The organism is Hallella sp., from assembly GCF_037460745.1.
Lineage (GTDB): Bacteria > Bacteroidota > Bacteroidia > Bacteroidales > Bacteroidaceae > Prevotella > Prevotella faecis.
In genome coordinates, this window is record NZ_JAXVAE010000059.1 from 1 (window position 1) to 13941 (window position 13941).

At 54.5% G+C, this 13941-nt stretch carries 12 protein-coding genes; 9 read left to right on the forward strand and 3 right to left on the reverse strand.

The annotated features are described in order from the left end of the window. The first annotated feature begins 483 nt into the window (after positions 1–483). Positions 484–1137 carry a ParA family protein gene (locus tag WKK33_RS02140; RefSeq protein WP_215758567.1) on the forward strand — a complete coding sequence of 218 codons (654 nt, stop codon included), beginning with the start codon at positions 484–486 and terminating at the stop codon, positions 1135–1137. Positions 1138–1154: 17 nt separating this feature from the next. Continuing rightward, positions 1155–1655 (forward strand): hypothetical protein, encoded by a 501-nt coding sequence (locus WKK33_RS02145; RefSeq protein ID WP_215758569.1) that lies wholly within the window; start codon positions 1155–1157, stop codon positions 1653–1655. Between the two features lie 205 nt (positions 1656–1860). Here the strand turns inward: WKK33_RS02145 and WKK33_RS02150 are convergent, their stop codons facing one another. From WKK33_RS02150 to WKK33_RS02160, 3 genes are read right to left on the reverse strand one after another with little or no spacing between them, the layout of a single operon-like run. Further along, positions 1861–3171 (reverse strand): Y-family DNA polymerase, encoded by a 1311-nt coding sequence (locus WKK33_RS02150; protein ID WP_337932268.1) that lies wholly within the window; start codon positions 3169–3171, stop codon positions 1861–1863. Further along, entirely contained in the window at positions 3155–4444 is a 1290-nt protein-coding gene (locus WKK33_RS02155; RefSeq protein WP_337932270.1) for an MFS transporter, read from the reverse strand. The genes WKK33_RS02150 and WKK33_RS02155 overlap by 17 nt, the downstream gene beginning before the upstream one ends. Before the next feature lie 14 nt (positions 4445–4458). Further along, complete coding sequence (locus tag WKK33_RS02160) at positions 4459–5874, reverse strand: SpoIID/LytB domain-containing protein (protein WP_337932272.1); 1416 nt, start codon at positions 5872–5874, stop codon at positions 4459–4461. Positions 5875–6697: 823 nt separating this feature from the next. Between WKK33_RS02160 and rlmN the strand changes: the two genes are divergently transcribed. The 7 genes from rlmN to WKK33_RS02195 form a co-directional block, all read left to right on the forward strand. After that, positions 6698–7768 carry a 23S rRNA (adenine(2503)-C(2))-methyltransferase RlmN gene (gene rlmN, locus WKK33_RS02165; protein ID WP_287767866.1) on the forward strand — a complete coding sequence of 357 codons (1071 nt, stop codon included), beginning with the start codon at positions 6698–6700 and terminating at the stop codon, positions 7766–7768. Next, positions 7765–8799 (forward strand): DUF4837 family protein, encoded by a 1035-nt coding sequence (locus WKK33_RS02170; RefSeq protein ID WP_337932273.1) that lies wholly within the window; start codon positions 7765–7767, stop codon positions 8797–8799. Before rlmN ends, WKK33_RS02170 begins: the two co-directional genes overlap by 4 nt. 78 nt (positions 8800–8877) lie before the next feature. After that, positions 8878–9996 (forward strand): 4-hydroxythreonine-4-phosphate dehydrogenase PdxA, encoded by a 1119-nt coding sequence (locus tag WKK33_RS02175; protein WP_337932275.1) that lies wholly within the window; start codon positions 8878–8880, stop codon positions 9994–9996. A gap of 56 nt (positions 9997–10052) precedes the next feature. After that, complete coding sequence (locus tag WKK33_RS02180; RefSeq protein WP_287767858.1) at positions 10053–11081, forward strand: lysylphosphatidylglycerol synthase transmembrane domain-containing protein; 1029 nt, start codon at positions 10053–10055, stop codon at positions 11079–11081. Positions 11082–11133: 52 nt separating this feature from the next. After that, entirely contained in the window at positions 11134–12384 is a 1251-nt protein-coding gene (locus tag WKK33_RS02185; RefSeq protein ID WP_215758578.1) for a sigma-54 dependent transcriptional regulator, read from the forward strand. A gap of 17 nt (positions 12385–12401) precedes the next feature. Beyond that, positions 12402–12911 carry an LptE family protein gene (locus WKK33_RS02190; RefSeq protein WP_215758580.1) on the forward strand — a complete coding sequence of 170 codons (510 nt, stop codon included), beginning with the start codon at positions 12402–12404 and terminating at the stop codon, positions 12909–12911. A 292-nt stretch (positions 12912–13203) separates the two neighbouring features. Further along, positions 13204–13941, forward strand: a 738-nt coding sequence (locus WKK33_RS02195; RefSeq protein WP_337932278.1) for a tetratricopeptide repeat protein, incomplete at its 3' end; no start/stop codon positions are given.

Below are 13941 nucleotides of genomic sequence, written 5' to 3' on the forward strand. Positions count from 1 at the left end.
AGTATATTTCAATTATGGATTAAGGGTGCAGCGCTACCGCTGAATAGTTACTTTTGCCACCTTGTATTATAACAAATATCCTACGGGGAGGGGGTTGGCGAACAGCCGCTCGTTGGAGCTGCGCCAAGGCTTTGGTGTGCGGATGGCTTGTGGAACGCCATAGGGACCTATGAGGCTTGCGGTGTGTGGATACCGAGAAGGGTGGGGGATGTTTGGGAGCGTTATGCCTAAGTAGGAAAGGGATGGATGAGAAGGTGTGTGGAGGAAGGGCTTGTGCTTTCGGCCGACTGTAAATCAACGGGTTGCGAATGGGTCAAACAGTTGGTCGAATAGGTTGTTACGTTATATAATATAACATAGCTACACAATACATTATGCGTTGTGTTGTGAGCGAAATGCTAAAATATCTTATATTATAGCTAAAAGTTTGCTGAATTGCCAATTGTTGCATACCTTTGCATTATTAAAATAGAGAAGGAAACAATGGAACAGAAGAACAAGATTATCATCTTTTCGAATATCAAAGGCGGTGTTGGAAAGACCACCCTTTGCAGTCTTTTTGCAACTTATCTGGCCGAAAACGGCATGCCTGTAGCGGTTCTCGACGCCGACTTGCAGCAGTCGTTGTATCGTCACCGTGTGCGTGAGGAGAAGGCCGATCCTGAGCAGAAGATGCCTTGGCAGGTCACCCCGCTCGACACCTCGGACATTAAGAAGGTGAACAAGGTGATGAAGGAGCTGAAGAAGGTGCCAGGTAACGTGCTTATCGACTGTCCGGGTAACCTCAACGATAAGAGCCTGGCGGCCGTTTATGCCGCTGCTGATGTAGCCGTCATTCCCATGTCGTTCGATCCCGACACGGTCGATGCTACGGGTATCTTCCTCAAAGCGCTGAAGAGCATCTCTAATTGCAGCATGGTTTTCGTTCCCAACCGCATCAACGACCACGAGGGTAAGGCCGAGGAGCGCAAGCAGCGCGCGCAGACCGTTAACATTCTGGAGCTCGTGGGAACGGTGGTTCCGCGCATCAAGCAGGGTGTGGCCATCAAGCGCTATTCCACGATCTATTCGTTGGAGAGCAAGCAGAAGAAAATTGTGGCGACGACCTTCGACGCCATCATGAAGGCAATCATGTAATATAAGGAGAATAAGATATGGCAAACAAGAGACCCTTGGTGGAGAATCCATTGGAAGACATGGACATCACCAACATCGTGAGAAGCATCACCAACGATACCGCAGACGCTGGCGCCACTGCTGTTGCCGATGACGCCGAAGCCTCTGTTGCAGCCCCCAAGCCGAAGGCCCCTAAGCGCCCGAGCAAGGCCGGCCACACCGTTTCGAAGGCTTTTGCCGACCAGCTCATCAACAATTACCTGCGTTACGACAAGAGTTCGGAGAAGGGCAAGCCCATTTACGTGTCGAGCGATTTGGTGAACCGTTTGCAGGAGATCAGCGAGAAGTACCACAAGCGCCTTTCGGCCCGTGCTATCACGCAAGCCCTTCTGGAGACCTTCTTCAACGAATTTGATGGCGAGGACACGGTCGACGAGTTCATGCGCCGCATCCATTACGTCGCTCCTTCTGAGAAAGAGCTTGCTGCCCGCAAGATTGCTGCCGAGAAAGCCCGCGAGGCACGCCGCAAGGCGAAGTAACATTTGGCTTCTTGCCCGATATCGTTGGCGGCCTCCCAAAGCGCAATGCATAGCCTGCTGCGTTTCGAGGCTGCTCGCCTGAAACGTTCGTTTGTGGCGTTTCGAAGTAGGCAAAGGTGCTAACAGAGCGTTAACAGGGCTCACATTGCATCCATGATGAGGTTCGTGGTGCGGTGTGGGCCCTGTTCTCATGACCGATTGAAGGTTATTTCACCCGAATGATATCCTCCCATCGGGTGGTGAAATTGTGGCTGCGGAAATCGTGCTTGATAGCGTCGCGGAACGAGCCGGCCTTTCCTTTCCCATGCTTGGCGGTGTATTGCTGGCTGCCCAACACCACCGTTTCAGCCCCATTCAGCTTGTTGATCTTATCGATGGATGCCGTCAGTCTTTTCAGTTTCTCGTGTTTCTCTGGGTCGAAGTCGAGGAAATTGGTTTGCACCTTTCCCTCATCGCTGATGGCCGACACGATGACGCCGGCCCGTTTATACTTGTATCCCTGAATGAAGATACGCTTCAGCGCCCTCAGGGCCGCATCCACCACCTCCTGCGTGGAGTTTACTGGCGTGAGCAGCACCTCCATGGCCGAGTTGCTATATTGCGGCAGGTCGTCGCGAAAGCGGTTTGTGTCGATAAACACCATGATGTTGGCGCATACGGTATGCTGCCTTCTCAATTTCTCCGCACACCGCGCCGCATAGTTGCTCACTTGCGTCCGCAGGCCCAACAGGTCCTCTATCATGCCAGGAAATGAGCGACTTGTGCAGATGCTCTTCTTTGTGGCGAGCTGCTCGGTGGGTATGCAGTCGATGCCGTTGAGCTCCATCCATGTGCGTTCGCCCGTTACGTGCAGCTCCTTTCTCACCCACGCTCGTGGCTTCATGGCAAAGTCGTAGGCCGTCCTGATGCCGTACGATTCTAACCGTTCGAGGTATCTCCGACCTATTCCCCACACCTCTTTCAGCGAGAACAGCTTGAGCGCTTTGATGCGTCGCTCCTCCGTGTCGATCACGCAGCAATGCTTAAACGCCGGATAATCCTTGGCAAACCGGTCGGCACACTTAGCCAACGTCTTCGTGGGGGCGATGCCGATGCTGATGGGCATGTCTACCCACTGCCTGGTTTTCAGGCATAGCTCCTCGCCCCACGTCTTCAATGCGTCGTAGGGAAGGTCGTCGAGCACGCAAAACGCCTCGTCGATGCTGTATCGGTAAAATTCGGGGCATGCGTCCCGTATGATCTCCATGACGCGCTGGGTGATGTCGCCATAGAGCTCATAATTGCTCGAGAACACGCCGATTTCCTTTCCGGGAAAGCGTTCAGCCAACTGATAATAGGGTATGCCCATTGGTATGCCCAGTTGCTTGGCCTCTTTGGAGCGTGCCACCACACAGCCGTCGTTGTTGCTCAGCACTACCACGGGCTTGCCATTGAGGTCGGGCCTGAACACCCTCTCGCATGAGCAGTAACAACTATCGCAGTCGCAGATGGCGTAATACTTATTCGGCTTCATCATCTTCCCTCTTTCCGAACTGCGGGTCGATCTTCAGAAAGGCCGTCACGAGGTAGGTCACCGTGCAACACAGAATGACGAGGATAAAATAATGTCGGTAGCCCATCGTCTCTTGCAATGCGCCGGCGAAGAGTCCGAGCAGCATCATCGATAGCGACATCAGCGCCGAGGCCAGGGCATAATGGCTCGTCCTAAACTCCCCGCGACTAAAGTAAATGAGGTAAAGCATGTATGCCGTCAGTCCGAAACCATAGCCAAACTGCTCCAGGAACACACATAGGTTGATGGCGAGCAGGCTCGATGGCAACGCATAACTCAGGAAGACGTAAACCAGGCTGGGCAATGTGAAGGCGAACGCCATGGGCCAAAGCCACTTGCGCAGTCCGCCATGGCTGGCCGCAATGCCTCCGAATATGCCACCTAAGGCCACGCCAATGGCGCCCACCGTGCCTTGCACCAGTCCGTATTCCTGCGGCGACAGTCCCAGTCCGCCGTTGTGCCCGGAGTCGATGAGGAAGAGCGCCGACACCTTCGACAGAAGTCCCTCTGGCAGTCGGAACAGCAAGATGAACATCAGGGCGCCCACCACTTGCTCCTTTCTCACAAATGTGCGGAACGTGTTGGCTATCTCTCGCCATATTGTATGGGTGTTGATGCCCGGCCTCACCACATCCTCCGTGGGACGGGGCAGGGCGTAGCTATGCCATAGCCACAAGGCCAGGAACAATCCCGTAACGCCATAGAACATGAGGCTCCACGAGTAGGGGATGCTGTTTCGGAACACCACCTGCAGGTTTCCCGCCACCATCACCAGCACTCCTTGTCCGAAGATAGTGGCCAATCGGTCGAACACCGACCTGATGCCCATAAACCACGCCTGCTGGTGCCCGTCGAGCCCCAGCATGTAGAATCCGTCGGCCGCAATGCAATGGCATGCTCCCGCAAACGCCAGCAACCAGAAGAAGAACAGCGTGCCTTGCAACCAGAACGCCGTGGGTATGGTGAAGGCGATGCCTCCGAGGGCCGCTCCCACCAGCACCTCCATTGTGAGCACCCACCACCGTTTGGTCTTGATGAGGTCGACAAAGGGGCTCCACACCGGTTTCAGCACCCATGGCAGGTAGAGCCACGAGGTGTAGAAGGTGATGGCAGCATTGCTCAGTCCGAGCTGCTTGTAGAGAATAACAGAGAGGGTCATGACGGCCACGAGTGGAAATCCGTCGCTGAAGGCCAGCGTCGGCACCCATAGCCATGGTGATCGTTTGAATATTTTCATATTGATGATAGTCCTTACTGATACAATGTTGTGATGTCGGCCCCGGGATAATAGTGGGCGAGAATCTCGTCGTAGGCAAATCCCTGTTCGCCCATCACGGCTGCGCCTATCTGGCAGAGGCCCACGCCGTGGCCCCATCCGGCTCCCGTGAGCCTAAATCGTTGTGGCACGCCATGGCTGTCGATATCATATCGGTCGACCACGAAGGCCGAGCTATACAGGTGGCTCTTGCTCAGTGCGCGCCTAATCTCCAGTTCCTTGCCCACGGTGAGCGTGCGTTTCGTTCCCACCATCTTCAGCGTTACGATGCGTCCGCTCTTGCCACGCTCCATGGGCACCAGGTCGACGATCTCCCCGAGGTCCACTTGCAACTTGCTGCTGATGAGCGCCGCCAGTTGCTCTTGCGTGTAATCCACCTGCCACCGGTAGAAATCGGTGGTCTCCTGATCGTAGTCGTTGAGCACCTGCGATAGGATGCTGCGGTCGTTGGTGTTGCAGAAGCTGTCGGGGCGCGTCCTGATCCATCGCTCCGCTTGCGCCTCATCGGTGAGGTCGGGCAGGTCGACGGTGTCGTGATGGACGGCTGCCAGTTGGGCCACTCGGGGCGGCAGTAGGTCGCGCACGGCGCTCAGGTACGTCTTGGGCGTGTTCTCCCAACAATATTGGAACTCCTCGACGGCTCCTCCGCAACATTTCGAGAAACGCGCGTCGCATATCTCACCGTCGGCCGTCAGAATCTGGCCGCGCGTTTGGCTGATGGCCTCGGCCACATGATGGCTCGTCTCTTTTGTGATGCCTTGGTAGCGCTGACAGTGGTCGTCGGCACAAACATCGAAGCGCGTATGGTCCTCACGGTCGTACCAACGGATGAGCGTGTCGTTGGTTTCCACAAACTCCGGTCGGTGGGCCACCGTTTCGGGTTCCGCCTTACGCCGCTCCATCTGCGCCAATAGCCACGACCGCGATATCACGGCGTGCGCCTTGAGCAGTTGCAGGCTCGACGTGGCGCTCATCTCGCTCGATATGACGCTCTCCAGGTATCGCTCTACAGGCAACTCGTTGATGGCCAATACCTTGTTGCCGTTTATCACCAGTCGCAGTATGCCCAGGAAGGTCTGCGTCTCCTTGCGCTCCCAATGGAAGTTGACTCCGATGGTTACATCCTTCAGCGAGAACGATGCCCCCTCGTCGGTGGGGTGGAAAACCAACTCGCTGTAGCGGTTGCCGTTCCAGAGGATGGCTCCGTTGGCCAGTTCCACCCATTGGTCGCCCGTGGCCTGTTGGCCCTCCACCTCATACGGATGGTTGAGGGAGAAGGCTATCCGTTCGCCGCTGACGATGCCCACCGTGACGTTGGGCTCCTGTTGGTTGGTGGCCAAGGGGCTGGCCTCTGAGGTGCGTATGCTTGAGTTTGTTGGATGATGCTTCATGATCGTATGGGAAATGAGGATGCTGCATTCGTTTGGCCGAGCGCAGCCTATCTTATGCAAAGATAGTGCCAGTGAGCGCAATGAAAGCTTGCTTTCACATTGCCGAGCGCAGCCTATCTTATGCAAAGATACAACATAAAGTTGAAAATCGTTCATCGATAAAGTAAAAACCTATCCAAATGGCACGCCACAAGCCAGGCCGTCCACCCCAAGCCATTCTGCGCGTCGCTCCTTGTGCGCTCAGATTTGGTATATAAAAATAACAACAACCTATAGCGAAATCTACACACTTCTTTTCCACGAAACAAATATTTGGCGCAAATACGCGATTCTCGACGCATTTTTGCAAAATATTGATAATCAATATCTTATATTCATTGGTTGGTTTTTTCCGCTCCGCGTTCCACAGGATGGGGTGCGAAAGATGCCTTTTCGCAATGCGAAAGATGCCTTTTTACAACTCGATACCTACCAAACCGCGTTGCGAAACATGCCTTTCGGCAACTCGAAACACGCCCTTTCGCAACCGCGAGGCTCGTTAGCGCCGCCAAAAATCCATAAGAATCACATTTTCGTCTCCTAAAAGGCGCCATTTGGAGACACCTGTTTTTTCAGAATAAACCAAACAAATGGTCCTCATCGCAGCCATCCGCCATTCCTCCCCACCACCACCGCATGCCGCCCTCGTTCCGCGCAGGATAGCGCTTTTGGGGCCTCATGCCGATACGCCGAACAGTGGTGGCACCCCTCGCGTGCGCGAAGAAATAAGATTTTAGGGCACAATCGACACGCCTTTTTCAAAAAATTCGTATCTTTGCACAATATGAAGAAGAAATCGTTACTCGGCATGACGCTCGCCGAACTGAAAGACGTGGCCACCTCATTGGGAATGCCCGCTTTCACAGGAGGGCAGATGGCCAAATGGATATACGGAAACCATGTGCGCACCATCGACGAGATGACCAACATCTCGAAGGCCAACCGCGCACGCCTCGCTGAGAGTTACGAGGTGGGTTGCGCCGACCCCATCGACGCGCAGCACTCGAAAGACGGCACCATCAAGTATCTCTTCCCCGTGCAGACCACACGCCCCGACGACAGCCAGCCCGTGAAGTTTGTTGAGACGGTTTACATCCCCGACGACGACCGCGCCACGCTCTGCGTGTCGTGTGAGGTGGGATGTAAGATGAACTGCCTGTTCTGCCAAACCGGTAAGCAGGGCTTTGAGGGCTATCTCACCGCAGCCGACATACTTAACCAGATATACAGCCTGCCCGAGGTGGACAAGCTGACCAACGTGGTGTATATGGGCCAAGGCGAGCCGATGGACAACCTCGACAACGTGCTGCGCTCCACGGAGATCCTCACCGCCGACTACGGGTGGGCCTGGAGCCCCAAGCGCATCACCGTCAGTTCGGTGGGCATCAAGGACAAGCTCAAGCGGTTTATCGAGGAGAGCGATTGCCATGTGGCCATCAGTCTGCACGCACCCAACCACGAGTTGCGCGCTGAGCTCATGCCGGCCGAGAAAGGCATGCCCATCGAGGACATTGTGGAGCTGTTGCGCAACTACGACTTCGCCCATCAGCGCCGATTGTCGTTCGAGTATATCGTGTTTGGAGGAGTCAACGACACACCAGCCCACGCCCGTCAGATCGTTAAGCTGCTCAAGGGCCTCGACTGCCGCATCAACCTCATTCGTTTCCACCAGATACCCGACGTGCCCCTGCATGGCACCGACGAGCGGAAGATGGAGGAGCTGCGCGACTATCTGACGGCCCATGGCATATTCACCACCATACGCGCCTCGCGCGGACAAGACATCTTCGCCGCTTGCGGACTGCTCAGCACCTCGAAGAAGATTGGCGCCATCAGGCACAAGGAGGAGCGATGACAAGGGTAGCCGCCTGGCTGTTGGGTTGCTGGCTGCTCGTGGCCTGCACGGGTAGCAATGGCGTGTTGCCCCCTTCGGGCGGTAGGCTCTACGAGGTGTTGCTCGTGGGCGACCACGAAGGCCTGGTCAGGCAGATGCTCACGGCCGATGTGGAGGGACTGCCTCAGAGCGAGCCCTCGTTTGATGTGTCGGCTGTCGACAGCGCCCGGTTTGATGCCTCGCTGCGCCTCTCGCGCAACATTGTCATGGTGAACGTCGACCCCACTGTCTACACCAAGCCTCATGTGGGCTACGAGAAGAACGTGTGGGCCAAGCCCCAGATGGTGATTCGGGTAGGAGCGCCGTCGCTCAGCCAACTGAGGCGGAACGCGCCAGCCATCGCCTCGGCGTTGCGCGCCTTGCTCAATCGCGCCGAGATCAACAAGACGCTCGCCATGATGCGCCACAAACGAAACACCAAGGCCGAACAAGCCATCCGGCAGCGGTTTGGCATCGACCTCTGGATACCGGTCGACATGGTGGCCAGCAAGCAGGGCGACAACTTTGTGTGGCTGAGCAACAATGCCACGGCAGCGATGCAGAACATCGTGGTTTACCGGGTGCCGACCCTGTCGCCGACGGTTTCGGCCGCCAATGCCGAGGTGGCTCGCTTCGTGGCCCAGCGCAATGAGGTGCTCGGACAGGCCATCAAGGGCGAAACCGACTCTATGTGGATGACCACCGTGGAGCCGACGGTCGACAAGCGACTGGTGTTCAAAAACGCCGACGACCGCAGCCTTTGGCTGAATCAAAAGAGCCTGCAGCACGCTCCCATGACGATCTACCGAGGTCTGTGGGAAATGCGCGGCGACGACATGGGCGGGCCGTTTGTCAGTAGGGTTCTGCTGCCAATCGACTCGGCAAGGGCAACGAAAGCCGACGGGAAGGCCGTTGTGGTGGAAGGTTTCGTCTTTGCGCCAGGCCAGAAAAAGCGCAACGCCATGCACCGACTCGAGGCTGTGCTCTACACCCTGCGATGGAGCGAACCCTAAGAAAGCAAGCCCATCAAGGGCACCCAACCAGGAAAAGAAACAATTAACAAGAATATAAACATCAAGAATAACCCATAAATGGACAACAAGAAAATACGCGTGGCCATTACCCACGGCGACACCAATGGCATTGGATATGAACTCATCTTCAAGGCTTTCGAAGAGCCCGAGATGCTCGACATGTGCACACCTATTATATATGGGTCGCCCAAGATTGCCACATACCATGCCAAGGCACTCAGCATCAACAGCAATTTCACCATCATCAACAGCGCCGACGATGCGCAGGACGGCAAGGTCAACCTGCTGCCAGTGTTCGACGAGGAGGTGAAGGTGGAGTTTGGCGTGCCCTCGCAGGAGGCAAGCCGTGCGGCTGTGAAGGCGCTCGATAGGGCCATCACCGATTACAAGGACGGACTGTTCGACGTGTTGGTGACCTGTCCCATCAACAAGGACAACATGCACATCGACGGATTCGCGTTCCCAAACAGCGACAAGTTTATAGAGCAATGCATCAGTGAGGGGCAGAAAGCTCTCGATGTCATGGTGAACGGCGACCTGCGCGTGGCGCTCATGACCGACGAGGTGGCCCTGAAGGATGTGGCTTCTGCCATTACGCTGGAGGCTGTGACCTGTCGTATCAGAACGTTTGCCGAGACGCTGCGCCGCGATTTCCGCATCTCAAGTCCTCGCATCGCCGTGTTGGCGCTCAACCCGAACCATAGCGCTGCCCATCCTGGCAAGGAAGAGGCTGAGGCCATCATTCCCGCCATCAAGCAGGCGGGCGAGGAGGATATCTGTGTGTTTGGCCCATATCGCGCCGATGAGTTCTTTGGCAATGGCGACTTTGCCGCATTCGACGGCATCCTCGCCATGTATCACGACCAAGGCATAGCACCCTTCAACGCGCTGTTGCCGCAAGACAGCATCCACTACCTCGGCGGACTGCCGTTGGTGTGTGCGGCTTCTTGTCAGGGCACCGAGTATGCCATTGCGGGCAAGGGTGAGGCCGACGCCACCGCTTTCCGACATGCCATCTGGCAGGCCATCGACGCCTTCCGCGACCGCATCAACTATGATGAGCCCATGGCCCATCCGCTGCCCAAGCTCTATCATGAGCGCAAGGACGAGAGCGAGAAGGTGCGATTTGCCATCCCTAAGAAGCGCGAGGCTGGCGCCAAGGAACAGCATAAGTAAATGATGGGGGCAACGCAGGTTGCTCTGCATCAAGTGTTTACGAACATACTCAGCGAATGAAGAAAAAATATCAGAACGGTTTCTTCGTCTTCGGCTTGTTGGTGCTCATCGTCATGATAACCCAACTCGACTTCGCTCAGGTGTGGCAAGGACTTTGCCATGCGGGCTATTGGTTTGGGGCGGTTATCGGGTTGTGGGCCTTCCTCTACATCTTCAACACGGCTGCGTGGTATCTCATCATCAAGGGTGTGTGCAGTCAGCAGGTTGGCGGTGGAAAGGATGGTGGCGGCAAGGCTCCTAAGAAAATATCGTTCTTTTGGCTATATAAGGTTACCGTGTCGGGCTTTGCGCTCAACTATGCCACCCCGGGTGGTCTCATGGGAGGCGAACCCTACCGTATCATGGAACTGGCACCGAAGATTGGCACCGAAAGGGCCTCGTCGTCGGTCATCCTCTACGCCATGACCCACATTTTCAGCCACTTCTGGTTCTGGCTCGTGTCGGTGGTGCTCTTCCTCTGCACACAGCACATCAGCCTGTTTGAGGGGGTGCTCATGGCGGCCATCGCGGCCTTCTGCCTGCTTGGCATCTGGTTTTTCATTGCCGGATACCGCAAGGGACTGGCCAACAGAGTGATGAACCTCTTGAGGCATGTGCCGTTTGTGAAGAAATGGGCCAAGCCGTTTGTGGAGCGCCATCGGGAGCAACTCGACGATATCGACAAGCAAATAGCGGCGCTACACAGTCAGAACCCACACAACTTCATTGGGGCTGTGGCCCTGGAGTTGGGCTGCCGCATCTGCTCGGCGTTAGAGATATTCTTCGTCTTGCTGGTGCTCATGCCCAGTGTCAACTATCTCAACTGTATCTTGGTGCTCGCCTTTACGTCGCTCTTCGCCAACCTGCTGTTCTTCATGCCGTTGCAACTCGGAGGGCGCGAGGGCGGATTTCTCATGTCGACCACGTCGTTGGGAATCAGCGCCAGCGCAGGTATCTTCGTCGCGCTCATTGTACGCATGAGGGAACTGGTGTGGACTGGTATCGGCCTGTTGCTCATTAAGCTTGGAAAGAAAGAGAAAGAATAAAATGGCGCGCAATGTTGCAGATTTCTCGAAAAATATGTAATTTTGTCATCCAATGAATACGTCTGAACTGCAAAAAATAAAACAACGGTATAATATCGTGGGCAATAGCGATGGGCTCAACCGTGCCCTCGATGTGGCCTTGCAGGTGGCTCCCACCGACTTGAGCGTGCTCATCGTCGGAGAGAGTGGCGTGGGCAAGGAAATTGTGCCCAGGGTTATTCACGATAACTCGCCACGAAGGAGAGAACGATACTTTGCCATCAACTGTGGATCGATTCCTGAGGGAACCATCGACAGTGAGCTGTTCGGACACGAGAAGGGCGCCTTCACAGGAGCCGTGGGCGAAAGCGAAGGCTATTTTGGCGTGGCCAACAAGGGTACAATCTTCCTCGATGAGGTGGGTGAGTTGCCGATTGCTACGCAGGCCCGACTCTTGAGGGTGCTCGAAACGGGTGAGTATATCCGGGTGGGAGGCCAGGAAATTCGTAAGACCGATGTGCGCATCGTGGCCGCTACCAACGTAAACATGCGAAAAGCCATATCGGAAGGACGATTCCGCGAGGATCTCTATTACCGCTTGAACACCATTCCCATACAAATGCCGCCGTTGCGCGACAGGGGAGAGGACATCCTCTTGTTGTTTCGACTCTTCGCCATGCAGATGGCCGACAAGTATCGGTTGCCAAAGATCACGCTGACCGATGAGGCCAAGCGCATGATGCTGCAATATAAATGGCCGGGCAACGTCCGTCAGTTGAAGAACATCACGGAGCAGATGTCGGTGCTGAGCGAGAAACGGGAAATTGGGGCCGAAACCCTGAGACAATTCATTCCGCAAGACCCTGAAAGCATGGAGCTCACCACAGTGGGCCAGCCAGGCCAGCACTCTTACGAGAGCGAGAGAGAGATTCTCTATAAGATTCTCTATGAGTTGCGGGGAAACATTACCGACCTCAGGCGCGACATGATGAACCTGCGCAAGCAGTTGGATGAGTCGCGCAACTTGCAGGAGGCTGCCAGTAGCTTGCAAACGAGCATCATCAGCACAGGAAAGACGAACGTACCGATGGTGTCTCCACGCAAGAGTCCGATCGCCACGTACACACCATCGGCAGAGGACGCAGAGGCTGAGGAAATTGAAACCGAGCCGGAGAGCCTCAATCTCAACGACCTGGGGCGACAAATGGTGGAGAAAGCCCTTGAGCGAAACGATGGAAGCAGAAAGAAAGCCGCGCAGGAACTGGGTATTTCCGACCGTACGCTCTATCGACGAATCAAGCAATATGGCCTGGATAAGAAATAAATAACGAAGAAAGTGAAATGAAACGAATACTGTCATATCTTGCCATTGTAACGCTTGTGCTACTCACAGCGTGCAGCGTGAGCTATAAGTTCAATGGTGCCAGCATTGACTATACGACGACCAAGACCATACAAATTGCCGACTTCCCCATACGAAGCAGTTATGTGTGGGGTCCCATGGGGCCCATCTTCAACAACCAGCTGAAGGATGTCTTTGCCAATCACACACGCTTGCAACAGGTGAAACGTAATGGCGACCTGGTCATCGAGGGTGAGATTACGCAATATTCGCAACGCAACAAGTCGGTGTCGAGCGAGGGCTATTCGGCACAAACGGAACTCTCGATAACGGTTAACGTGAGGTTCACCAATAACAAGAACCACAACGAGGACTTCGAGAGAACGTTTACCGCATCGAAGAGCTATGAGACTACGAAGAGCCTGAACAGCGTGCAAGAGGAACTCGTGACGCAGATGTGTAAGGATCTCACGGACCAAATCTTCAACGCTACGGTAGCCAACTGGTAAGTCTTACAGATGCCCGCGGGTAACCTTGGGGCAGCCACTTGGTGCTCTTATAGCAGCCACCTAATAATCTTAGGGTAGCCAACGGGTGGTCTTATAGCAGCCAGTGGTCTGTCTATAGGAGGCTAACGAGTGGTCGATGGTGGCCAACTGGGAGCTAAACGTGGAGCAATCGACTCCTGAAAGACAACAAAAGCAAGGTGCATGGATGCCCCGTTGTGTTCAGAACGTGGGCTGTCGAGCATCTGGTGACAATAGAAACAAGGTAATAATTAATCCATTACAACAATAAAATATGGACATAGCGCAACTCATCAAACAGCCGGAACTGCTCGACCGCGAGACACTTTACGATCTCCGCAGTCTGTTGGCGCTGTATCCGTATTATCAAACAGCGCGCTTGTTATTGCTGCAAAACCTCTACTTGCTGCACGATCCCACCTTCGACGAGGAGCTGCGGAGAGCCGCCATCTACATTACCGACCGTAAGGTGATATTCAATCTGGTGGAGGCTGCTCACTACCAAATGAGGCATTCGGTAGCCAAGCCACAGGAAAACAAGCAGAAACCTACCTCCAATCGCACCATATCGCTCATCGATACCTTCCTCGAGTCAATACCTGAAGAGAAAGAGGAGGAGGAGAAAAAGCCCAAACGAAAGCCCACACCGGCCGACGCCGCTGTCGATTATGTGTCGTATCTGTTGGAGGTTGAGAACGAAGAGGATAGCAAAGCCGACAAGAAGGATGCACCACAACTGAAAGGCCAAGATTTGATAGATAATTTCATAAACAATGAAAGCGGAAAGATCAAATTGAAGGCCGATGTGGAATTTAAGCCCGAAGATGAGCAAACAGGCTCAAATGAAGGAAAAAACGGAGAAGAAAGCTATTTTACGGAGACGTTGGCAAAGATTTACATCAAACAAGGCCGATATGGTAAAGCACTTGAAATTATTCAGCGATTATATTTGAATTATCCGAAAAAAAATGCTTACTTTTCAGATCTAATTCGCTTTTTGGAAAAGTTGATA

Excerpts from the sequence above, each read along its gene's own strand:
- WKK33_RS02140 (WP_215758567.1), top strand. The coding sequence starts at position 484 with ATGGAACAGAAGAACAAGATTATCATCTTTTCGAATATCAAAGGCGGT.
- WKK33_RS02145 (WP_215758569.1), top strand. The coding sequence starts at position 1,155 with ATGGCAAACAAGAGACCCTTGGTGGAGAATCCATTGGAAGACATGGAC.
- WKK33_RS02150 (WP_337932268.1), bottom strand. The coding sequence starts at position 3,171 with ATGATGAAGCCGAATAAGTATTACGCCATCTGCGACTGCGATAGTTGT.
- WKK33_RS02155 (WP_337932270.1), bottom strand. The coding sequence starts at position 4,444 with ATGAAAATATTCAAACGATCACCATGGCTATGGGTGCCGACGCTGGCC.
- WKK33_RS02160 (WP_337932272.1), bottom strand. The coding sequence starts at position 5,874 with ATGAAGCATCATCCAACAAACTCAAGCATACGCACCTCAGAGGCCAGC.
- rlmN (WP_287767866.1), top strand. The coding sequence starts at position 6,698 with ATGAAGAAGAAATCGTTACTCGGCATGACGCTCGCCGAACTGAAAGAC.
- WKK33_RS02170 (WP_337932273.1), top strand. The coding sequence starts at position 7,765 with ATGACAAGGGTAGCCGCCTGGCTGTTGGGTTGCTGGCTGCTCGTGGCC.
- WKK33_RS02175 (WP_337932275.1), top strand. The coding sequence starts at position 8,878 with ATGGACAACAAGAAAATACGCGTGGCCATTACCCACGGCGACACCAAT.
- WKK33_RS02180 (WP_287767858.1), top strand. The coding sequence starts at position 10,053 with ATGAAGAAAAAATATCAGAACGGTTTCTTCGTCTTCGGCTTGTTGGTG.
- WKK33_RS02185 (WP_215758578.1), top strand. The coding sequence starts at position 11,134 with ATGAATACGTCTGAACTGCAAAAAATAAAACAACGGTATAATATCGTG.
- WKK33_RS02190 (WP_215758580.1), top strand. The coding sequence starts at position 12,402 with ATGAAACGAATACTGTCATATCTTGCCATTGTAACGCTTGTGCTACTC.